At 34.0% G+C, this 22727-nt stretch carries 24 protein-coding genes and 1 riboswitch; of the genes, 17 read left to right on the top strand and 7 right to left on the bottom strand.

The genetic code is table 11. The annotated features are described in order from the left end of the window. Positions 1–28 precede the first annotated feature (28 nt). Together R9X47_RS04430 and R9X47_RS04425 are read right to left on the bottom strand one after the other, a co-directional pair. Entirely contained in the window at positions 29–217 is a 189-nt protein-coding gene (locus R9X47_RS04430; protein WP_432665513.1) for a hypothetical protein, read from the bottom strand. Next, positions 217–2355 (bottom strand): HAD-IC family P-type ATPase, encoded by a 2139-nt coding sequence (locus tag R9X47_RS04425; RefSeq protein ID WP_432665512.1) that lies wholly within the window; start codon positions 2353–2355, stop codon positions 217–219. Before R9X47_RS04425 ends, R9X47_RS04430 begins: the two co-directional genes overlap by 1 nt. Before the next feature lie 304 nt (positions 2356–2659). On the opposite strand from R9X47_RS04425, the gene R9X47_RS04420 reads away from it, so the two are divergent. Then, on the top strand, positions 2660–3193 hold the full coding sequence (locus R9X47_RS04420; protein WP_432665511.1) for a TDE2712 family protein: 534 nt from the start codon (positions 2660–2662) through the stop codon (positions 3191–3193). Between the two features lie 58 nt (positions 3194–3251). Beyond that, a complete protein-coding gene (locus R9X47_RS04415) occupies positions 3252–3443 on the top strand; it encodes a PspC domain-containing protein (RefSeq protein WP_432665510.1) in 192 nt (63 codons plus the stop codon). Between the two features lie 336 nt (positions 3444–3779). Here R9X47_RS04415 and R9X47_RS04410 read toward each other — a convergent pair whose 3' ends face one another. Then, positions 3780–4490 (bottom strand): zinc dependent phospholipase C family protein, encoded by a 711-nt coding sequence (locus R9X47_RS04410; RefSeq protein WP_432665509.1) that lies wholly within the window; start codon positions 4488–4490, stop codon positions 3780–3782. 405 nt (positions 4491–4895) lie between these two features. Between R9X47_RS04410 and R9X47_RS04405 the strand changes: the two genes are divergently transcribed. The 6 genes from R9X47_RS04405 to R9X47_RS04380 all read left to right on the top strand — a co-directional run bounded on the left by R9X47_RS04405 (position 4896) and on the right by R9X47_RS04380 (position 12174). Continuing rightward, complete coding sequence (locus tag R9X47_RS04405; protein ID WP_432665508.1) at positions 4896–6509, top strand: S-layer homology domain-containing protein; 1614 nt, start codon at positions 4896–4898, stop codon at positions 6507–6509. A gap of 103 nt (positions 6510–6612) precedes the next feature. Further along, positions 6613–6714, top strand: a riboswitch (purine riboswitch). A gap of 202 nt (positions 6715–6916) precedes the next feature. Next, positions 6917–7510, top strand: a complete 594-nt coding sequence (locus R9X47_RS04400) for a xanthine phosphoribosyltransferase (RefSeq protein WP_432665507.1) — start codon at positions 6917–6919, stop codon at positions 7508–7510. After that, positions 7503–8621, top strand: a complete 1119-nt coding sequence (locus R9X47_RS04395) for a BMP family ABC transporter substrate-binding protein (RefSeq protein WP_432665506.1) — start codon at positions 7503–7505, stop codon at positions 8619–8621. Before R9X47_RS04400 ends, R9X47_RS04395 begins: the two co-directional genes overlap by 8 nt. 9 nt (positions 8622–8630) lie before the next feature. Continuing rightward, a complete protein-coding gene (locus tag R9X47_RS04390) occupies positions 8631–10136 on the top strand; it encodes an ABC transporter ATP-binding protein (RefSeq protein ID WP_432667582.1) in 1506 nt (501 codons plus the stop codon). 15 nt (positions 10137–10151) lie between these two features. Next, positions 10152–11237, top strand: coding sequence for an ABC transporter permease (locus R9X47_RS04385; protein WP_432665505.1), 1086 nt, complete (start codon positions 10152–10154; stop codon positions 11235–11237). Positions 11238–11241: 4 nt separating this feature from the next. Beyond that, entirely contained in the window at positions 11242–12174 is a 933-nt protein-coding gene (locus R9X47_RS04380; protein ID WP_432665504.1) for an ABC transporter permease, read from the top strand. Between the two features lie 109 nt (positions 12175–12283). On the opposite strand, the gene R9X47_RS04375 is transcribed toward R9X47_RS04380, so the two are convergent. Next, positions 12284–12475: a YgaP family membrane protein gene (locus R9X47_RS04375; protein ID WP_432665502.1), complete on the bottom strand. Its 192-nt coding sequence runs from the start codon at positions 12473–12475 to the stop codon at positions 12284–12286. 256 nt (positions 12476–12731) lie between these two features. Here R9X47_RS04375 and R9X47_RS04370 point away from each other — a divergent pair, with 256 nt between their 5' ends. Next, positions 12732–14918 (top strand): histidine kinase N-terminal 7TM domain-containing protein, encoded by a 2187-nt coding sequence (locus R9X47_RS04370; protein WP_432665501.1) that lies wholly within the window; start codon positions 12732–12734, stop codon positions 14916–14918. A 103-nt stretch (positions 14919–15021) separates the two neighbouring features. On the opposite strand, the gene R9X47_RS04365 is transcribed toward R9X47_RS04370, so the two are convergent. Continuing rightward, on the bottom strand, positions 15022–15399 hold the full coding sequence (locus tag R9X47_RS04365; protein ID WP_432665499.1) for a response regulator: 378 nt from the start codon (positions 15397–15399) through the stop codon (positions 15022–15024). 23 nt (positions 15400–15422) lie between these two features. Next, positions 15423–15785: a hypothetical protein gene (locus R9X47_RS04360; RefSeq protein ID WP_432665498.1), complete on the bottom strand. Its 363-nt coding sequence runs from the start codon at positions 15783–15785 to the stop codon at positions 15423–15425. Between the two features lie 363 nt (positions 15786–16148). Here R9X47_RS04360 and R9X47_RS04355 point away from each other — a divergent pair, with 363 nt between their 5' ends. Further along, positions 16149–17507: an MATE family efflux transporter gene (locus R9X47_RS04355; protein ID WP_432665497.1), complete on the top strand. Its 1359-nt coding sequence runs from the start codon at positions 16149–16151 to the stop codon at positions 17505–17507. A gap of 366 nt (positions 17508–17873) precedes the next feature. Here the strand turns inward: R9X47_RS04355 and R9X47_RS04350 are convergent, their stop codons facing one another. Continuing rightward, positions 17874–18188, bottom strand: coding sequence for a hypothetical protein (locus R9X47_RS04350; RefSeq protein WP_432665495.1), 315 nt, complete (start codon positions 18186–18188; stop codon positions 17874–17876). Positions 18189–18415: 227 nt separating this feature from the next. On the opposite strand from R9X47_RS04350, the gene R9X47_RS04345 reads away from it, so the two are divergent. From R9X47_RS04345 to R9X47_RS04315, 7 genes are all read left to right on the top strand, one after another. Further along, positions 18416–19204: an Mrp/NBP35 family ATP-binding protein gene (locus tag R9X47_RS04345; protein ID WP_432665494.1), complete on the top strand. Its 789-nt coding sequence runs from the start codon at positions 18416–18418 to the stop codon at positions 19202–19204. Further along, a complete protein-coding gene (locus R9X47_RS04340) occupies positions 19204–19596 on the top strand; it encodes a NifB/NifX family molybdenum-iron cluster-binding protein (RefSeq protein ID WP_432665493.1) in 393 nt (130 codons plus the stop codon). The genes R9X47_RS04345 and R9X47_RS04340 overlap by 1 nt, the downstream gene beginning before the upstream one ends. Before the next feature lie 3 nt (positions 19597–19599). Then, positions 19600–20430, top strand: coding sequence for an ATP-binding protein (locus R9X47_RS04335; RefSeq protein ID WP_432665492.1), 831 nt, complete (start codon positions 19600–19602; stop codon positions 20428–20430). After that, on the top strand, positions 20421–21260 hold the full coding sequence (locus tag R9X47_RS04330; RefSeq protein ID WP_432665491.1) for an ATP-binding protein: 840 nt from the start codon (positions 20421–20423) through the stop codon (positions 21258–21260). Before R9X47_RS04335 ends, R9X47_RS04330 begins: the two co-directional genes overlap by 10 nt. 11 nt (positions 21261–21271) lie before the next feature. Further along, complete coding sequence (locus R9X47_RS04325; protein ID WP_432665490.1) at positions 21272–21631, top strand: NifB/NifX family molybdenum-iron cluster-binding protein; 360 nt, start codon at positions 21272–21274, stop codon at positions 21629–21631. Positions 21632–21758: 127 nt separating this feature from the next. Then, positions 21759–22199, top strand: a complete 441-nt coding sequence (locus tag R9X47_RS04320) for a Fur family transcriptional regulator (RefSeq protein WP_432665489.1) — start codon at positions 21759–21761, stop codon at positions 22197–22199. Between the two features lie 4 nt (positions 22200–22203). Beyond that, positions 22204–22659, top strand: a complete 456-nt coding sequence (locus R9X47_RS04315; protein ID WP_432665488.1) for a DUF134 domain-containing protein — start codon at positions 22204–22206, stop codon at positions 22657–22659. Positions 22660–22727: the final 68 nt, after the last annotated feature.

Here is a 22727-nt window from a genome sequence, read left to right as displayed (position 1 = left end):
TCTGACTTAAACAGTGGCTTATAAAATACTATAGGGATTCTTTTCCCATTACAAATTTCTTATCATCACCCTTATTAATACCATATATTTTTTTATCATCTGCTGTAACCTGTCTAAATAACTCCTTAGCAATTGGAGTGACCATATAGGTTATAAAGGTTAGTCCTAATGCAACTAAAAGACTCTCAGCATTAAAGGGTCTAAAAAAGCTCTTCATTAATTATTTTCACCTCGCATAAGCAACTTATCATTGGCTTTAATATTTAGTATCCTCATACTATTTATCATAGCGAGGATTGAATTCGCGGTATTTAAACCTTTAGCTTTAAAGGGACCTATGTATCCAAACATGGCGATAGAACCCATTACGTAATTGAAGTTCTGACTAAAGTCAATGTTTCTTTGTATTCTGTAATAAGACTTTTCAGTTAAACTCATAAGTCTTGGAATCAGTAACATATTTTTTTCTTCCAATATGCAATCAGACTTAAGTACAGCTTGCTGACAGGAATTATTAACAAAGGATATACTTACATCAGCTGATTTTAATGCGGCTGTATCATTTATACCGTCACCGACCATTAATACAGATCCGAATGTCTTTTTATCCTCTACATACCTTTCCTTAGCAGAAGGTGAGAGACCTCCGTGATAATCTTCCAAGTTCAAGCTTCTGGCTATGTGACCTGTATTACTTTTCAAATCACCGCTGACTATGGAGATATCAGTAATACCGAGTTCCTTTATTAAGGAAACAGATTTTACAGCTGTTTCTTCTAGTTCCTCAATCAAAGAAATTTTAGCGCAAATATTTCGATCAATTGCTACATATACAGGTAAATAAAATCCCTGATCAATAGAAACTGTATTGTCTGTATTCTTAAGACTAATTTTTCTATCTTTCATTAGCTTTTGATTACCGATGACTACTTTATGTCCCTGATAATTTGCTATTATACCCTTTGATGGAATATATATTGGTTCGGATGCTAAAGGCTCAGAATAAAAATCATGTACCTTTAAGCTACGAGCAACAGGGTGACAGACATTTCCCTCGCATAAAGAGCAGATTCTTAAGATCTCATCTTCAGTATATTTTTTATCATATAATTCGATATTGGCAATCTTTAGTCGTCCCTTTGTTAAAGTGCCTGTTTTATCAAAGACGATACTATTAGCATGGATAAGCTTTTCAACGGTATTTACATTTCTAAGGACAATTTTATTCCTCAGCAGTAATTTAAGATAGTTAGCTAAGCCAGAATTTAGTGCAACATTTGAAGCAGAAGGAGTCATTAATAACAAAACAGATAGAGGTGCCAATGTACTACCTGTAATAAGATAGCTTATAAAGGATAAGATTGAAGCAGTGTATATGGACTTTTCTTGATATTTTTTGACTCTTTTTTTAATCTTTAATTTCTCAAGAAGAACGTCGGGTTTAAAAGATCTATTGGGAACATTGATTACCCTTACCTTTATACTTCCAGAGGTAATAACCATACCTTCGTAAACCCTACTTCTCTTTCTTATTCTTTTTATTTCAGGCTGACCAGAATAATATAATTGGTTAATTGTAGCATTACCCTCTACAACTGAACCATCAACTAATATATTCTCGTTTTCATAAAATGTAACAATGTCGCCAGGTTCAATTGATCTTAGAGGCATTAGATATTCTTTGTTTTCATGATTAAACCAAATCAGATTGCTGGGGTTACTAGTATTCATCAGTAAAATTCTTTTGATTTGAAGACTAGAATAGGAGTTCATTGCATCTGTAAATGCCTTGAGGAATAGCAACATAGTTCCTTTACTTCCTTCCCTTATAAGGGAAAGAGAGATTGCAATCATTAATAATAGCTTATCTGGGTTAGTAGGGAAATAGGAACCAATTCTATTATAGGCTCTTTTTATTTTTGGATAGCCCTTAATTATAGTTACTAAAGCAGCAATTCTTAAAACTGGTAAACTATTAGCAATAGCATATTTTCCGAAGAAATGCTGTTTGATTTTGTATAGTATGTATATGGAACCAAAAAGAATCATCTTTCTTTTTGCTACTTGAAGATTTTTTTCTTCAATGAGATATTCTTTATAATGCTCGGCAAAAAAATATAGGTACTCTTCATCATACGAAAGAGTTTTTTCAATTTTTTCTTTCAAATCATTGACCGTAACACGATTTGCATCATACTTTAAGGAAATTGTGCCAAGAACAGGATTAACCTTGATCTTCTTGACACCTATCCATTCATTTAAATACAATCTTAGGACATCCGACAATTTTTTGTTTTTATAAATTTTTATTTCCTTAAATCTAACTCGACCGGGAACATAGCTTAATACTTCCAAATAATCACCTCAAAATTACATACACAGGATATTAAGAAATTAAAAACAGACCCGGTAACAGTAATAACCAACCAGGGATAAGTGGCATAATAAGACCTATAACACCTAAAGCTATTAGACAAGCACCTGCGAATTTTCTCATAATTTCCTCCTCGTACAGCAAAATTATATACCTTAATATTATTACTCTGGAGAATGTTTTTATACATAATCATGTATATCTAGTGATGATTAACTAATGCTTTGATTTCACTTGATATATGGAGTATAATAATATGGGATTATATTTGAAAGGAGATATGATATGCAAAGGATAAAAGTTAATTTAGAAGTGATAGAAGCTATGTTGTATTATTGGCAAGCAACCAGTGATAAGGAAAAGGTTGGAGAAGGTTATTTAAATGACATCGCAAATATGCCTTCGATGAAGCTAATATACGATAACGAATTTAATGAAGAATCTGTGAGAAGGGCTTTAAGTGCTATTTCAAACAGAGAAATTTTTGAAGGTGAGAGTAAAAAAGAGGGTAGATTCTGGAACAATAATATGTGGATGCTTGAAGATCTAGGTTATACAGAGATGATGGTAAAGCCATTAAAAACTTTAAACCTAGACTCAATAATTGAAAAACTAAACAAAGATGAGAACAGCTCAAGATATGAAGAAATAGAAGTAACCTTTATACCTGGACATTTAGACGAGTACAAAATAGTTGATAATAAGCTTATTGTTAACTTCTTTAGAGTAAAGCCTTCACTATATGACGAAAGTACTTCTATAGGAGAGAAGGAATTAATAGATTATATTGAAGAAAAAATACTAGAATTGTTAAAGTAGATAGGTATACATAAACTTATACTAGAGTTTAATAAGGGTTGAGGGGGAGGATAGTATTATGGAAAACAAGAAAAGGCTCTACAGGTCGGCAACGGATGTAAAGATTGCGGGGGTATGCGCCGGTATTGCAGAGTACTTTGATATCGATCCCACATTAGTAAGACTCGGATGGGTGATATTTACCTTGATGGGTGGTGCAGGTATAATAGGATACTTTGTAGCATGGCTTGTGATGCCGACGAGACAATAAATGGGAGTCTCTCAGAATGGCGAATTTCTGCGTTATTTGAAATGTTCACCGACTTGGCACGTACGTTAGTACTAGCCAAACCGCCTGAATTTCAAAACCTAAAACCCGGATTATTCATAGAAAATTTGAAAGGGTGCAAGTAGTTTTGAATTCTAAGACTTTCATCGAGTTTGAAGGCATACCTATGCCGTACGTCGAGAACTTGATGGAGGTCTTAGAATCAAAAATGCGCAGCAGAGTTTTAAATTTTCTATGGGTAATCCGGGTTTAACTTCACTCATTCTGAAACACCCCGGGGCTGTACTCATAAGAAATCTTTATGAGACAGCCCCATTTTTATGCTAATTTTTTCTTAATAACATTCTCATAAAATGTCAACATACATCCTGCCGTAGTTCTTTGAGCTAAGGGAAGGGTACAGCTTGCAATTTTATAATACCTTGCTTCCTTTTCCTTAATATCTTTGAATTTTCTATAAATCTTCAGTGCTACTCTTGCATTGAATCGCACATACTCTTGGGTTGTATCTAAAATATATGCCTTATCCGTAGCTTTAAAGCTATTGATATATTGATAAGTTCTTTTCACAAAGGTTTCATATTGTCTATGATTATCAAGTAACCTAACATTGGCATGCTGAGGAATAGTTAAATCTTGGATAATGTGTAAAGCTGCACCGAGGTAAAACATTGCCTTATTTTCATTATCGGCTAAAAAAAGCTCTTCGGCCTTATTATAGTATTCAATGGCAAGGTCCATAGCATTTTTACGGCCAAACAGTCCTCTTTTAGTATATGGATTATATAAATGGCTGCTGCTCTTAAAGTCTTGATCAGCCCAATAGGCACCCTCGTTAATTTGGTGAATGTGTAAAGTAAAAAATTCGTAGGCACTTAAGCAATTATCATTTTTTAAAATCCTTAGACCTTGAATATTTATAAATTTATGTACGTTGCAGTGGGTCTTAATAATTGTCTTTTTAAAAGGATTAAGAAAAGTAAATGTGTACTGAAGTATACTTCCATAGGTTTTTTCAAATGAATTCATTATTTTCACCTACCTTGACTATTCATAAGAGTAATTATATTTTTCTTCAACCTGAATTCAATATTATTAGCATTTACATATAGTAAAAAAATATAGATTTTAATCTAGGTTTAAATAAATATGAAATTCCGGAAGTCAGAAAATCTTTAATAGTAATTTTAAGATTATGTAAACAAGTTTGGATTTGAGATAACAAAAGAATTAATAAATAAATTTTGAAGAGAATGATAGAAAAACCTGAAAATACTGTGGAAACTTGTATCTAAGAATTTAAATCCTAATGAAAAATCTATTCTTATAAGTCAACTCTAATTTTACTGTTCTTGGTTTACATAATTACTAAATATTGTTCATTGATTTTCCCTCCGTAATTACTTAATGTTATAGGTAGGGAGGTTTAAAAAGATGTTAAAAAAAGATATGCTCAAGAAGGTCATAGCTGTGACCGGAGCACTAATTATTACGTCCACATCTGTATTTGTTACTGATGTGGCTCATGCCCAGGCAAATAAAGTCAATATGTCATATATATACTTTGGAGATTCAAGTCTTTACAGTTATCATGTTGAAAGAACACAAGATGCTCTTGGAATAATTTCACCAAACTATTTCAATGTTGATAAAGATGGTGGCTTAGAAATAACCAATGCGATTGATAGGGACTTTGTCAAGGAAATGCATAGAAAAGATGTTGAGGTTATACCATTCTTAAGTAATCACTGGGATAGAGACCTTGGTAGGCTAGCCCTTGAAAATAAAGAAGAGTTGGTTGAAGAAATCCGTGAAGTAATTGAAGAATATGATCTTGATGGGATAAATATAGACCTAGAGAATCTAACTGAGCAGGATCGTGATGAGTTTGTGGATTTTGTGAAGTTAATGAGGAAAGAAGTACCTTCAGATAAGGTGGTTTCCGTTTGCGTAGCTCCAAATCCATTTGAACTTGAAAAAGGTTGGCAAGGGTCATATGATTACGAAGATTTAGCTAGATATAGTGACTATTTGGTTATAATGGCCTATGATGAAAGCTATCAAGGGGGACCAGTAGGACCTGTGGCTAGTGAAGGATTTGTAGAGGAATCAATCAAGTATGCTTTGGAGGAAGTTCCAAAGGAAAAAATCGTGTTAGGAATACCATTTTATGGCCGTGTTTGGGATGATGAAGGTGAATTAGAAGGGTATGGACTAAGTATTAAAAAAGTGAATGAGCTTGTAGAGAAATATGATGGTGAAGTAGTTTATGATGCTGATAAACAATCAGCAAAGGCTACAATTGAAATAAAAAATAATGATGAAAAACCATACCTATTTGGTAAAAAGCTTGAGGCTGGAACATACACAATATGGCATGAAAATGATGAATCGATTAAAAGTAAATTAAGGTTAGTTCAAAAATATGATCTTAGAGGCTCTGCTACTTGGAGTTTAGGGCAAGAACATGATAGTGTATGGAACTATTATGATCTATGGCTAAATGGTCAATATTTTGAAGATACTCAGAACCATTGGGCTGTTGATTCTATTTTGAATATGGAGAGCAAAGGTTGGATGAAAGGGACTAGTGACGTAACCTTCTCGCCTGACAAACCATTAACAAGAGCCCAGGGTGCTACAATATTAGTAAGAGCTCTAGGTTTAGAAGAAAAAAATGAGAGTGTTAATAGCTTCAATGATATAGATAAAGATCATTGGGCTAGAGAAGAAATAAGTATTGCAGCGGAGCATGGAATTATAAAAGGATACGAAGATGGAAGCTTCAGACCTGAAAAACCAATAACTAGAGAGCAAATGGCGGTCATGCTTGATAGGGTACTATCAGATGAGCTGAAGAAGAAAGAGAAGAATCTGAAGTATAATGATGTTGATGACGATAGATGGTCCTATGATTCTATATCTAAAATGACATACTATGATATTTTTAAAGGATATGAAGATAATAGTTTCAGACCAACGAAAAACATTACAAGAGCTCAGATGGCAGCACTAATGGATAGGATAACTTCCTATATAGAGGATTAAAAAATAAAAGTATATTTAAAAATTTCGACATAAATATTGATTTTTTATTAGTTTTAATATAAAATTAACAATAGCTCAAGGAATTATCGAACAATCGATATTGAAAACTGAATAAAAGTTCGCCCATATAATTTTGGTGATAGGGACCAACAGTTTCTACCGAGCCACCGTAAATGGCTTGACTATGGGTGTTTAGTAGACTATTTTACTAAGGATGAAGCCATCTGTTTTAATATAGGGTGTTTTTGGAAAAAATCCGACCCGAATTTGAATTGAGGAACTAGAGCCCTCAAACATTTATTTACCTTGATGGAGATCTATTGTATTGTAAGATAGATTATTGAACTCCCATTTTTTTGAATGGGAGTTCTATTTTTTGTTAAAAAACCAGGGGAAGGGGGTATTAGATGGAGCTTTTAGAGAAGAAGATAATAGAAGAAGGATATGTCGTTGGTGATGACATATTGAAGGTTGATAATTTTTTAAATCATAGGTTAGATATTAATTTCCTTAATGAACTTGGCAAGGAATTTAAGGAGATTTTTAAAGATAAAAAAGTTGACAAGATACTAACCATTGAAGCATCAGGAATAGCCATTGCTTGTATTGCTGCCCAGTACTTTAATGTGCCTGTAGTTTTTGCAAAGAAGGTAGAGTCCAAAAATTTAGATAAGGATGTCTATGAAAGTGATGTATACTCCTTCACAAAGGGAAAGACCTATAAAATTAGGGTTTCAAAAAGATACATAGATGGTGGAGAGAATATACTGGTACTTGACGATTTTCTAGCAAATGGAAGGGCTGCACTGGGTCTTAAGGATATAATTGAACAAGCTGAGGCAAACCTTGTAGGGGTTGGAATTGTCATTGAAAAAGGGTTTCAAGAGGGAGGAGAGATTTTACGCAGCATGGGTATAAATCTAGAATCCTTAGCAGTTATTGAATCAATGGAAGAGGGAAGAGTTAAATTTAGAGAAAAGGGGAGGACAAAAAATGTTTAAAAGAATACTTGCATTTGTAATGATACTAGCTTTAGCAATTTCAGCTTTTACAGGATGTGCTAACAAAGCTGAGGAAACTAAGGGAGAAAGTACAGAAGCTAACAATGAATCTAGTGATAAGCTTAAGGTAGGATTTATCTATGTTGGACCAATCGGTGACGGTGGTTGGACATTTGCCCATAACGAAGGAAGATTGTACTTAGAGGAAAAGCTGGGTGTAGATACAATTTATAAAGAAGCAGTACCAGAAGGACCAGAGGTAGAGAAGGTTATGAGAGATATGATTGACCAAGGTGCTAAGGTTATTTTTGCTACAAGCTTTGGTTATATGGACTACATGGAAAAGGTATCAAAGGAATATCCAGATGTAAAGTTCCTACACTGTTCAGGATATAAGACAACAGAGAATATGGCTAACTACTTCGGAAGAATGTATGAGCCAAGATATTTATCGGGTATTGTTGCAGGTATGAAAACAGAGTCTAACAAAATTGGATATGTAGCTGCCTTTGAGATACCAGAAGTAATAAGAGGGATTAATGCTTTTACTTTAGGAGTACGTTCAGTAAATCCTGAAGCTAAGGTTGTAGTTAGATGGACTCACACATGGTATGATCCTGCTAAGGAAAAAGAAGCAGCTAAGTCTCTATTGGATGAAGGTGCAGATATTATAGCTCAACATCAAGATACTGCAGGACCACAGCAGGCTGCAGAAGAAGCTGGAGCATTTGCAATTGGTTATAACACAGACTCATTTGATAAGGCTCCAAAGGCGTATATGACTGCACCGGTGTGGAACTGGGGACCTTACTATGTGGAGCAGGTTAAAGCTGCTATAGAAGGTAATTGGGAAAGCCATAGCTATTGGGGCGGTATGAAGGATGAAATAGTAGAAATTGGACCGTTATCTGAAAATGCTCCAGAAGGAGCCTCTGATAAGGTAGAAGAAGCAAAGAAGAAGATTTTAAGTGGAGAATTAAATATATTTGCTGGACCAATAAAGAATCAAGAAGGTACTATAGTTATTGAAGATGGTAAGGCTCTTACAGATGGAGAAATGCTATCAATTGATTGGTTTGTAGAAGGCGTAGAAGGCAAAATAGAAAAATAAGGTGATATGATGGAAAAAAGAACGCTTATTGACATACAGAATATAACGAAGACCTTCGGCAAAGTAGTAGCAAATAAAGACGTAAGCTTAAAGTTTAATAGTGGAGAGATTCACTCTATTCTTGGAGAAAATGGAGCTGGAAAAAGTACTTTAATGAATATGCTGTCAGGGATTTATACCCCTGACAGTGGTTCTATTTTTGTAAAGGATAAAAAGGTTAAGTTTAGTTTGCCAAAGGATGCAATTGAAATGGGAATAGGAATGATCCATCAGCACTTTAAATTGGTGGAGGTTTTAACTGCTAAGGAGAATATTATAGCAGGCCAAAGGGGCAAGTTCTTTATAAAAGGAAAGAATCTGTCAAAGGAAATAAAGGAGATTTCAGAAAAGTATGGTCTTGAGATCTCTCCTGACAAAAAGGTGTATAATATGTCCGTTGCTGAGAAGCAAAGATTGGAGATACTAAAGGTTTTGTATAGAGGAGCAGATATCTTAATCCTTGATGAACCAACGGCAGTTCTAACACCCCAAGAGACCGAGGGACTTTTTAAGATAATAAGGAAAATGAAGGATGCTGGATGCGCCGTAATCATAATAACCCACAAGCTGAATGAGGTTATGGAAATCAGTGATTGTATTACTGTGCTAAGGAAAGGCGAAGTTGCCGGAACAGTAAAGAAAAAGGATGTTAGTCCAAAGGAATTAGCTGATATGATGGTTGGGCGAAGTGTGGATCTATCAATTGATAGGGTAAAAACTGAGCAAAAAGAAGCTATATTGAAGATAAATGAACTATCGGCTCTAAGCTTAGACAATACTATAGCCCTTGATAATATAACATTTGAAGTTAAGTCTGGTGAAATACTAGGTGTTGCTGGGGTAGCGGGAAGTGGCCAAAAGGAGCTTTGTGAAGCTATTGCAGGTCTCTATGATGTTTCAAAGGGAGAGATAATTTATAAAGGACAAAGTATTGTGGGAAAGAACCCGAGAGATATTATTAAGATGGGAATTAGTATGAGCTTTATACCTGAAGATAGATTGGGAATGGGCTTAATAGCTACAATGGATATAGTTGATAATGTGCTTTTGAAGGAATATCAGAATCAAAAAGGTCTTATATTAAGTAGAAAATCTGCTAAGGAAAAGGCGAATAAAATTGTTGAAAAGTTAAGCATTGCCACACCAGATATAAATCACCCTGTTAGAAAACTGTCAGGGGGTAATATTCAGAAGGTTTTATTGGGAAGAGAGATAGAAACTAACCCCAATTTAATAATAACAGCCTATCCAGCTAGAGGTCTGGACATAGGTGCTGCCTATACAGTTTATGATCTTTTAAATGAGCAAAAAAGGAAGGGCGTTGGGATTTTATTTATAGGAGAAGATCTTGACGTACTCATGGAGCTTTGCGATAGAATCCTTGTCCTATGTGAAGGAAAAATAACAGGTATAGTTGATGCAGAGACGGTTACAAAGGAAGAACTAGGATTTATGATGGCAGGAGAATCTTTATAAGAAGGAATGATAAGCTTGGTTAGAGTACTAAAGAAAACAAATATAACTAAGACTCAGGTTGTATCGATTAGATTTGCAGCAATCTGTTTAGCATTGCTTACTTCAACACTATTTATACTTTTTTTAGGACATAATCCTGTTAAAGTATATATTTCGATGCTTGAGGGTTCATTTGGGTCAGTATATAGATTTAAAGAAACTATAATAAAAACTATCCCATTAGTGATAACTTCACTAGGAATTTTAGTAGCATTTAAAATGAAGTTCTGGAACATTGGTGGAGAAGGACAGATATGCATGGGAGCTTTTTTATCGAGTTTTGTTGCACTCAAGTTTCCGGAAATGGCAAAGCCAGCGCTACTTCTTATTATGATTGTGGCTGGTATGGTTGGCGGAGGACTATGGGCCTTAATACCTGCAATGTTCAAGGCTAAGTATGGAACCAATGAGACTCTTTTTACACTTATGTTAAATTATATTGCTATTAAATGGATAACCTACCTACAGTTTGGACCTTGGAAGGACCCCAATGCACTAGGGTTTCCTAAAATACCTAATTTCTCTGATAATGCCACCCTTCCAAAGCTTTTTGGAATCCACATTGGATGGTTAATTGCAATAATACTAGTTATTCTTACTTATGTATTTATGCATCATACGAAAAAGGGATATGAAATATCCGTTATTGGAGAAAGTGAAAATACTGGTCGATATGCTGGTATGAACGTGAAGAAAGTTATAATAACTGCTATGCTATTAAGTGGTGGATTATGTGGGCTTGCAGGAATGATACAAGCTTCTGCAGTAAACAACACCTTATCAGTAGAGCTTTCCGGAGGAATTGGATATACGGCTATTATAGTTACGTGGCTTTCTAGCCTTAGTGCTCCAATCATCCCCCTAGTATCATTCTTATTTGCGATTCTAGTACAGGGTGGTTCATATATACAGACAGCATTTGAAATACCGCAGTCGGCTGCCCAAATACTTCAAGGAATGATTTTAATGTTTGTCTTAGGTAGTGAATTTTTTGTTAATTATAAAGTAGTATTAGATACTGAGAAGGCAACATATAAAAAAGAGATAGGAAGAGGGGTGTAAAAAAGTGGATATAACAGCATTTCTTAAGGCCGCAGTCCAGTCAGGTACACCCCTGTTATTTGCAACTCTAGGTGAAATAATGACTGAGAAATCTGGAAACTTAAATCTTGGAGTTGAAGGGATGATGTTGGTAGGTGCCGTAGTAGGATTTCAAGTAGGACTTGTAACCTCAAATCCATTTTTAGCTTTACTAGGAGCATGCGTAGCAGGTGCTGTCAGTGCACTCATCTTTGCATTTTTAACTGTAACACTAAAGGCAAATCAAGTAGTTACAGGATTATCCCTTACGATACTCGGAACAGGTTTCTCGGGGTTTGCTGGAAAAGCACTGGTTGGAGAGATTGTACCTGATCAAATAAAAGAATTTTTTAAGCCACTAGTAATTCCTGTATTAGGAAAAATTCCGGTAATTGGTGAAGTGTTTTTTAGTCATAATCTATTTGTTTATCTAGGATATGCAATATCTCTTGGATTAGGCATTTATCTATACCATACAAGAAAGGGATTAAATCTTAGAATGGTAGGGGAAAATCCATCGGCTGCTGATGCAAGTGGTATCAACGTGGATTTGTATAAATATGTTCATATATTAATAGGTGGTGCGCTATGTGGATTAGGAGGTGCGTACCTGTCGCTAGTATACGTTCCTGCTTGGCAGGAAAATGTAACAGCGGGTAGAGGCTGGATTGCTGTTGCATTGGTTATTTTCACTACATGGAGCCCATACAAGGCTTTAATTGGTTCATATTTCTTTGGTGGACTAGATATTATTGGATTTAGATTACAAAAATACGATATAAAGATATCACAATATATATTTGATATGCTTCCATATATAGTGACTATACTAGTGTTAATTATGGTATCAACTAAGAAGAGTAAGGAGCATATGCCGCCTAAAGGCTTGGGAAATGCATACTTTAGAGAAGAAAGGTAGAAAAAAGGCGTTTGAAAGACGCCTTTTTTTGTTGCAAATTTTAGGTTTTTTCTAATTGGCTTTTAAGGAATGACCTGAAAGCTTGCAACCTGGAACTTGTATCTTGGAACTAAATAACTCTTCGTTCTGTTGACGTACCCATAAGGGATAATAGAGGACAATACCTTGTTATTCCTTCAGCTACCTTCATTGATCCCAAAACAATCATAATATTGCAGTCCCTTCTTATTCCAATCCCAAGCATTGATAAACCTGCTGCTATTCTTAAAAAAGAATCTAAATCTCCTACATTTTTTTTCATTATGACATCTCCTTGAACAAGTTTAGTTAGTAATAATATGACCAGTTATAGTATGAATAAGCATAGTAATAAATGGATAAAGGTTTAAATAGAGGATTTTGACGAAATATGAAGAATAGAATAGTACCAGGAAAGATAGAGATTCCTGTAAAAGTATTAATTGTACATATTCGAAGACTTTAAGAATGTTAAGTGCATAGATATGTATAAATTAAACCTCTCTAGGAACTCTATATAAAAGAAAGAAGGAGAAATCGTGAATTTATATATATATTCATCTATATTAATAATAGCAGCAATGGCTTCACTAGGCACAGCATATATGTCATGGAAAAAAAGACCAGCTATTGGGTCAGTATCCATATCTATACTAATGATATGTATTTCAGAGTGGATTATTTGTCAATTGCTATATATGTTAACTAAAAATCATGGCATAAGGTTATTTTGGAATGAACTAAAGTTTTTGGGAGTTGTTACTCTACCAGTTACTCTATTAGCCCTTGTAGCAGAATACACCAATCGAAAAAAACTAATAAAAAAGAAAATAATACTTTTCCTACTTATTATTCCAATAATCACACTAATAATGATCTTAACAAATAAGTATCATGGTCTCTTTAGATACAATATTGAGTTTATCAATATTAGAGGTAGAGAGATTCTTGTTTCTGAGTATGGTGTATGGTTTTGGGTTCATACTGCATATTCCTACATTTTACTTTTTAAAAGCTTACTATTTCTAATACTACAATATATATATTTACCTAGAGCATACAAAGGGCAAGCCAGAATCATTATAATTGGTGCTTTAATACCATGGATATATAACATAATCTACTTTGTTTTTCTTAATGAGAAAAACATTATAGATATTACACCATTGTCCTTCTCTTTGACAGGAATAATAGCTTTTTGGGGAGTATTTCGCTATAAGCTGTTAGATCTGTCACCAATTGCAAAAGATTTGGTGTTTGAAAGCATTGAAGATATTGCTATTGTACTGGATACACGTATGCGTGTAGTAGATATAAATCTAGCGGCTAGAAATACCTTTGAGCAAGAGGATAATCAGATAATTGGTAAACTCATATATGAGATTCTACCAGAGTGGTCTTATATAAGCAACGGTGAAGGAGAGATAAACGGTAATGATAAGAAGTTAGTTTTGACTAGATCACAGCAAGAAAGACATTTTGAAGTAAGGAATACCATAGTCTGTGATCAAGAAAACAGAAAGGTAGGGTATTTAATACTACTACATGATATTACTGAACTTGAACGAATTATGTCTGAGATAGAAGCTTCACGTATAAAAGCTGAAGAAGCAAATAGATTGAAAAGTATTTTTTTAGCAAATATGAGCCATGAAATAAGAACCCCTATGAATGGCGTATTGGGCATGATAGATATTATGGAATCATCAAAATTAGAAGAAGAACAGAGAGAAAATCTTGGAATTATTAAAGATTCAGCTGAATCCTTATTACTTATTATTAATGATATTTTGGATTACTCAAAAATTGAATCTGGGAAGATGAATCTGGAAAAGATTGAGTTTGATGTGAAAAAGTTAATAGAACATTCTGTAAAGATGTTTACCGCTAAGGCCAGTGAAAAGAAAATTGAATTAGTTTGTGATATTGAAAAGGAAGTCCCAGAGGTTTTAATAGGTGACTCCTTAAGGATAAGACAGATAATGAATAATCTTATTAGTAATGCAATCAAATTTACATTAAAAGGAACTATAGTAGTTAAGATTAAAACGGTTAGATATTTTAATGATGAGGTATTGCTAAGATTTATTGTAGAGGATAGTGGAATTGGAATACCAAGCGAGAAGAGAGATACACTTTTTAATAGTTTTGAACAAGTTGACAGTTCTACAACTAGGAAATATGGAGGAACTGGTTTAGGGTTAGCTATAGTTAAAAAACTTGTAGAACTGATGAAAGGTAGCATTGAAGTTGAAAGTGCCATAAACAATGGAAGCACATTTACTGTAGAGATACCTTTTAAGGTGCAAAAGAAAGCAGAAGTGATTAAAGAAATAGAGGAAACATTAGAACCTAACATAATAGATAGGAGAAAAACTACCATTTTACTAGCTGAAGATAATCAGGTCAACCAATTGATTATGAAAAAGATGTTGCAGAAAAATGGTTTAAATGTTGAAATCGCACAGAATGGAAAGGTTGTTTTAGAAAAATTAGAAAATGAGGCTTTTGATATAATATTTATGGATGTACAGATGCCTATTTTAGATGGTTATGAAACCACTTCAATAATAAGGGCAAGGAATATTGATATTCCGATCATTGCTTTAACGGCTAATGCTATGGAGGGTGATAGAGAAAAATGCTTGAATAGTGGGATGAATGATTATCTGTCGAAGCCAGTAATGAGTCGAAAACTTTTGGAAATGATAGATAAGTATGTATAGACGTAAAGAGGAGTCTTTATAGTTTCAGCTGTTAACATTAGCTGATATAAAGACTCCTTTTAAGACTAATTCTTTAAAGCAAGCGTCACCTGAGCTTTTACTACTATGAAAAGATATCCTTGATTCTATCTAATAAGATAGACTTATTAAATGGTTTCTTTATGTAATGTTTTACACCTAATTTTTTTGCTTCTATTATGTTAGCCTTCGAAATATCCTGAGTTACTATAATAACAGGTATATCTCTATATCTATGTTGGGACTTTAAATTTTTAATCAAATCTAAACCATTTTCAAATTTGAGAGTTAGATCCATAATAATAAGGTCGACAACTTCTCCGTATTGGTCAATTGCCTGATACATTCCGAATTGACTTCCAGCTTCAAATACAGTTGCCCCAGTATCCTTTAACATTGCCTTAATAAGTAGTCGAAAGGAAGAAGAATCTTCAACAATTAATAGTTTTTTATCCTTAAGCATAAATTAACACCCCATAAGCAAAATTAAACTTTCAAACCATTCTGTATAAAAAATTTATTTATTTCTATTTGAGATTCTTTAGAAACCTCTTCGAGTTCCGTTATACTTATGTCTATATCATCATACAACCCAACTTCAACTAGATTGTCTAATCTTAAAGCGATCTCATAAATATCGTTAACCCTTAGATTACTAGATATACCTCTTATATTATGATTTACTTTTTTAAGCTTAACCCAATCCTCTTTCTGATACAAATATCTTAGATTTAAGATGAGTTCATTGACCTCAATAAAATATACATTAAATATTTCTACCATATCCTCCATGTCTATTTCCAGTTCTTTAGACAAAGCAAAAAGATCATATTTTGATTTATCAGTCATGTCATTCAACTCCCGTCTAGAAAAGTGAGATAAGAAAAGTGTATGAAATTTGTCGAAAAACGATTACTTAAATTTAATTAGACATTTTCAATAAAAATCCTCCTAGATTTGAGCAAATTCTATAAAAAACTGCATCAAAGAGCCAGACATGACACTTTGTTTTGGATAGCTTTTACAAAAATGGGGTGATTGCTATAAGTGAATATAGAAAGGAAAAGAGAAATCTAGTCTGGAGAATATAAGATGAATTAAATAGCGTAAAAAAAATATTAAATATATAAAAGAAATGATATAATAGAAATAACTTGTTATATTATGGATGAAAAGGATAATATATTGAAAAAAATGGAGTATGGAGGCCAAATGGGACACTTAGAAAAACGAGAATTCATTCTTGAAGGTAAAATACCTAAGGTTATCATAACTTTGGCTTTGCCTGTAATGTTTAACAATCTATCACAAACCTTATATAACTTAGCCGATGCATTTTGGGTAAGTAAAATTGGAGAAGTTGAATTTGCAGCTACTTCCTTTGTTTGGCCTGTATTATTTTTAATAATATCATTAGGAATGGGGATGAATATTGCGGGTACGGCATTGACTTCTCAACATATTGGAGCCAATGAGAGCAAGGAAGCAAATAAAATAGCAGGACAATTATTTACATTTTCCATAATAATATCTCTAGTCTTTGCAATTCTAGGCTTTATATCTACTCCATATATCTTAAAAGCTATGGGGGCTAAGGGAAATTTGTTTACCTATTGCACCGAATATTTAAGCATCATGTTTTTTGATATTCCAATTCTTTATATTGTATTTGTTTTTAGTGCAATTAGACAGGGCCAGGGGGATACAACAACGCCTATGATTATAAACGTTGGTAGTGTTATATTAAATATAATACTTGATCCTATTTTTATCTTCAAATTAAATCTAGGTATTAGAGGAGCAGCTATAGCTACAATATTATCCAAGGCAGTGTTTACATTTTATATCTTATATATCTTGTTTTCGAAAAAAGATGGGATACATATTACTAAAGAAAATCTTAAACTAAAAAAGAGAATAATTTCAAAGATTGTAAAGATTGGACTGCCGGCTTCCTTAGGACAAGCTGGTTCAGCACTTGGCTTTATAGTTTTAAATGGATTCGTAGTATCCTTTGGAGAATATACCTTAGCAGCCTTTGGGATAGGAAATAGAATTGTCTCTTTAATACTTATGCCTGCCATGGGTGTGGGAAGTGCCCTTGCTACGATTATAGGTCAAAATCTTGGAGCTGACAATGCAAAACGAGCTAGTGAGGCATTCAAGAAAAGTCTATTAATGGTTCTGCCCTTCATGGGAATGGGAGCAATAATTTTGATAACATTTGCAGAAAACGTAATACGAATATTTGCTAATAATCCCGATGTAGTATCTCAAGGAACTTATTATATGATACTAATAGCAGCTTCAATGCCTCTCATGGGTATATTTAGCTGTCTGATGGGTGTCTTTCAAGGTTCAGGACATACTATCTATACAATGTATATGAATCTCGGAAGGTTATGGGGCCTAAGGATACCAATGATACTCTTATTTAGAGAATTTACTAATCTAGGCAGCAAGTCGGTGTGGTTTGCAATGGTTATTAGTAACTTTATAATATGCTGTATTGGATTGACTATTTACATGAAAGGAAAGTGGCAAGAAAAGGTGAGCGTTAAATTCGCGTAACTGAATAAGGATAATAAATCCCCCTATACTAATTAAAGTGTAGGGGGAATTTGTTAATGTATCTTATGAGTTCAGCCCTAGGGTGTTTCAGAATGAATGAAGTTAACCCCGAATTATTCATAGAAAGTTTAAACTCTGCTGCGTCCTTTTGATTCTAAGACCTCCATCAAATTCTCGACGTACGACATAGGTATGCCTTCGAACTTGATGAAAGTCTTAGAATTCAAAACTACTTGCACACTTTTAAACTTTCCATAAATAATCCAGGGTTAAGGTTTTAAAATTCAGGCGGTTTGGCTAGTACTGACGTACGTGCCAAGTCGTCTGAATTTTAAATAACGCAGAAATTCGTCATTCTGAAACGCCCTAATATAAGAGAACCTTTGTTGCTCCACTCTGCTCCATGACTTCTTTGACATGAGGAACATTCTTTTTAGGTATTTCAACAGCAACTAAAATCCCTTTCTCAGATTCCTCTGGAAATTCCTCACTTAAGGTAGATATGCCTCTAAGACTATCGGATTCGCTTTTTATATAAACCTCATCAAGTGCAGAATGTCTATTATTCGTTTTAGGTTTATCTGATATAACTATGTTCTTTCTATTAATACCATCATTTTTTAAGCTGTCAACTAGACCACCAATTTGATTTTCCCTTTCAAAAACACCTATTACTCGCAAACAAATACCTCCTTTACAATTTCATAGATATTTTAAACCTATTTCCACTTAAATATTCATCAGAAATTATGTTTAAATCCCTTGAAATGACATTTATTGCTACATAGAGTATGTGTCTGCAAGTACCTTTTTCACAAAAAAATAAAAAAAGTAGTTATTGGCATTTGACAATAACTAAAAATTGGTTATAATATAATTAGCATATGCCAAATAGGAGGATGAAATATATGATTGAAAAAGAAAAAGCAAATGAAAAGAGCAATATAAAAAAAATCGTTGCAGTAATGAGTGGAAAGGGAGGTGTAGGAAAATCATCGGTAACATCTCTAGTTGCAACAGCCCTAATGGAAAAAGGTAATAAGGTTGGTATATTAGATGCTGACATAACAGGACCAAGTATACCTAAGATATTTGGTATAAATAACAAAAGAGCTGTAAGTAACGAAGATGGAATAGCACCTGTGAATAGTCATACTGGTATCAAGGTAATGTCATTAAATCTACTGATTGACAAGGAAGATTCTCCAGTATTATGGAGGGGTCCGTTGATTTCAAATACTGTTAAACAATTTTTTACAGATGTTACCTGGGGAGACTTAGATTATCTACTTATTGACCTTCCGCCAGGAACAGGTGATGTATCTCTAACTATAATGCAATCATTACCATTAGATGGGATTATAGTAGTTTCATCTCCACAGGATTTAGTTAAACTGATTGTTAAGAAATCAGTAAATATGGCTAAGATGATGAATGCACCAATCTATGGAATAGTAGAAAATATGAGTTACTATGAGTGTAAAGAATGTGGAAAGAAGATAAATATCTTTGGTAAGAGCAGAGTAGAAGAAATAGCTAGTGAAATGGATATTAATGTCATAGCTAACATTCCTATTGACCCAAACTTTGTGGAAATGTGTGACGAGGGTAAAATAGAACTTTATGGAAAAATCAACTTTTCATTAATTGATGACTTATCAAGTAATGTAATAGAAGCAATTGGAGGGATTAAATAATGAAAATATGTATTACAAGTACCGGTGCCGATGAAAAATCACCTGCAGATTTTAGATTTGGAAGATGTAAGTATTTTGCTATATACGATGATAAAGAAAAAGAAATTGAGTTTGTTTTGAATCCTGGAGTAGAAGCTCAACAGGGGGCAGGAATTACTTCAGCTCAAAGAGTAATTGATATGGGACTTAATGCAGTTGTTACAGGTAATATCGGACCAAATGCCATGAGATTATTAAATGCATCAAACATTAAGGTTTATGGGTTTGGTGAGGGAACTGTTGAAGAAGTATTGAAGGCATATATGGATAAAAACTTGACTGAAATAACAACTCCAGTACCTTCTCATTTTGGAATGGGGAATAAACATATGCATGGAAGAGGGCGGAGATAATCTATGAGAATTGCAGTTTTAAGTGGAAAGGGTGGAACAGGGAAGACCACTGTAGCAACAAATCTTGCTAAGACATTGGAGTATACATATATAGACTGTGATGTGGAAGAACCCAATGGCTTCATCTTCTTAAAGCCTACAATTTTAGATTCAAGGGATGTAAGTGTATTAGTTCCTACCGTCAATTATGACAGGTGCAGTCTATGTGGGGAATGTGTAAGGGCTTGCCAATTTAACGCTCTAGCTAATACAGGAAAGGAAATAGTGATATTTGAAAAGCTCTGCCATAGCTGTGGAGCGTGCAATCTAATATGTCCAGAGGATGCCATGGAAGAAGTTCCTAGGATCATAGGAAAAATAGATATAGGAAAGCATGATGAGATTCCATGTATTAGGGGAGTACTCAACGTAGGAGAACCTATGTCAGGGCCGATAATAAGTCGAGTCAAGAAAATAGGAAGTGAAGATAATGCTATATTAGATTGTTCTCCAGGAAGCTCATGTAATGTTGTGAAGGCAATAAAAGATACGGACTATGCTATTTTAGTTACTGAACCTACGAAATTTGGACTGCATGACTTAAAAATAGCAGTAGAGCTTGTTATAAAGATGGGAATTCCCTATGGCGTTATTATTAACAGAGGAGATGAATATTGCGGACTAATAGAAGACTATTGTGAGGAGAACAACATATCACTTATTGGCAATATTCCATTTGATAGGGGAATAGCAGAATTGTATTCTGAAGGCAAATTACTAGTTGATGATGAAGGATACAAGAGAGTTTTCACTGAAATAGCACAGATCATAGAGGGGGTGGTTCTGTGCAGCTAGTAATAGTAAGTGGTAAGGGAGGCACTGGGAAAACAACTATAGCATCTTCCCTTGCCCATCTCAGTAAGGCTAGAGTTAAGATTGATTGTGATGTTGATGCATCGAATTTACACCTGATTTTAAATGGAAGAGATATCGAAGAAAGCAGTTTTAGCGGCGCAAAGATGGCCAAGATTGATCCTGATATCTGTGTAAGGTGTTCTAAATGTGAAGAGGTATGTAGATTTGGAGCGATAAGGAAATCCAAGATTGATGAATTGTTATGTGAAGGCTGTGGAGCATGCTATATAGCATGTAACTTTGGTGCAATCAGCTTGAAGGATGAAATAACAGGTAAAACAAAAATTACTAAAGACGATATTGGGTTTCTATCTAGGGCTGAGATGGAGATTGGAGCAGAGGGGTCAGGAAGGCTTGTAACAGAGGTAAGAGAAAAAGCTACGAAATATAAAAACGATGATGATCTAGTGATTTTGGATGGATCACCTGGGATTGGATGTGCAGTTATGGCATCCATAACCGGATGTGATATGGCTCTTATAGTAACGGAGCCTACTCAATCGGGATTTGAAGATTTTAAAAGAATTTTATCTGTCTGTAGATATTTTGCATTAACACCATTAGTATGTATCAATAAATTTGATATAAACGAGAGCATCACTAAAGATATAGAAACTTTTTGTGACGATGAAAAGATTGGATTAGTAGGAAAAATACCTTTTGATGAAACTATAAAGAAAGCTATCAACGATATGAAACCAATTGTATTTTATGATAGCCCTGCGGCTAATGAAATAAGGAAGATATGGTCAAGAATAAAAAAATATTAGGAGGTAGTTTGATGAAAAAGATTGCTATATCAAGGGATGGGTATTCTGTATCTGGACATTTTGGTCATTGTGAAGGTTTTGAAGTAGTAGAATTGGATGGAAAGGAAATATCCTCAAGGGAGTTCCTAGCTAATCCAGGACATAGACCAGGATTTCTGCCTAAATATCTTGCGGAGAAAAATATTAATGTAATTATTTCAGGAGGAATGGGCGCTACAGCACAGGAGCTTTTTGGAAGAAACAATATAGAAGTGATAGTAGGTGCAAGAGGAAAAATAGATGAAGTAATCAATAGCTATATAAATGGTAGTTTAAAGTCAACAAACTCGATTTGCACAGAACATCAACATGAAGGACATTGTAACGGATAGGTAGAATTTGGGTGTATGTTACGGCCTCAGGCAGAATGGAAACATTCTGCCTTTGCTGTATATAATGGATAAGGGATGAATCCCGGGGATGTCTTAGAATGATGAATTTGTCCAAGAGGTGATTAATTTGGATTATAGAATTCAAAGAATAGAGAAGATATTAGAAGAAAAAAATTACAGAATTACAACTCCTAGAAAAGAAATCATAAAACTATTTGTAAATAATAAACATGAACACTTTAAGATTGAAGAAGTGTACAATCTAATTAAAGAAAAAAATATTAGTCTGCCAACGGTGTATAGAACTATAGAAATTTTCAAAAACAATGGTATAATAAAAGAAACAATTATCGATAAGGTTAAATATTATGAGCTGGGAATATTTAGCGAGAAGTCTGTACATGTGCATTTAAAATGTATAAAGTGTGGTAAGGTATTTGATTATTTAAATACTGAGTCGATACTGAACCTTTTAGATGAAAGAAATAGGATAGAGCAGCTACATGATATTGTAATCGATGATATTTACTCTATTTTTTATGGAGTTTGCAAAGAATGTAGGAGGTGACCCTTTGCCAAGGCCTGTTAAACCAAGGAAAATAGCTTTTGTACCACAAAACACTCACTTCATACCAGTAAACAAACCAAAATGTGAACTAAAGGTTATGAATTTAAAACTTGAAGAGCTTGAGGCAATGAGACTGAAGGATATTGAAAAGCTCAATCAAGAAGAATGTGCTGAGAAGATGAATGTTTCAAGACAGACCTTTCAACTGATAATAGATGAGGCTAGAAAAAAAGTAGCTGAAGCTTTAACTGAAGGAATGGCTATAAGTATTGAAGGAGGAAACTATACCTTCAATATATGTAAATATGAATGTGGTGACTGTGGAGAAGTATTTAGTGAACCCTATGAAAAAGAAACCCACAAATGTCCGAAATGTGATTCAGAGAATGTAATCTGTATAGACAAGAGTAACTTCTGTAAAAGACGCTGTAAAAGAAAACGAGGCTGTATTCTATATTAACCCAGATTATTCATAGAAAATTCAGAACCATGCTATGTCTTTTCTAATTTTCTATGAATAATCTGGGT

Source organism: Wukongibacter baidiensis (genome assembly GCF_050888315.1).
Taxonomy (GTDB): Bacteria; Bacillota; Clostridia; order Peptostreptococcales; family Caminicellaceae; genus Wukongibacter; species Wukongibacter baidiensis.
Note: the sequence above shows the minus strand (reverse complement) of the source record. Positions and strands in the feature narration are given on the sequence as shown.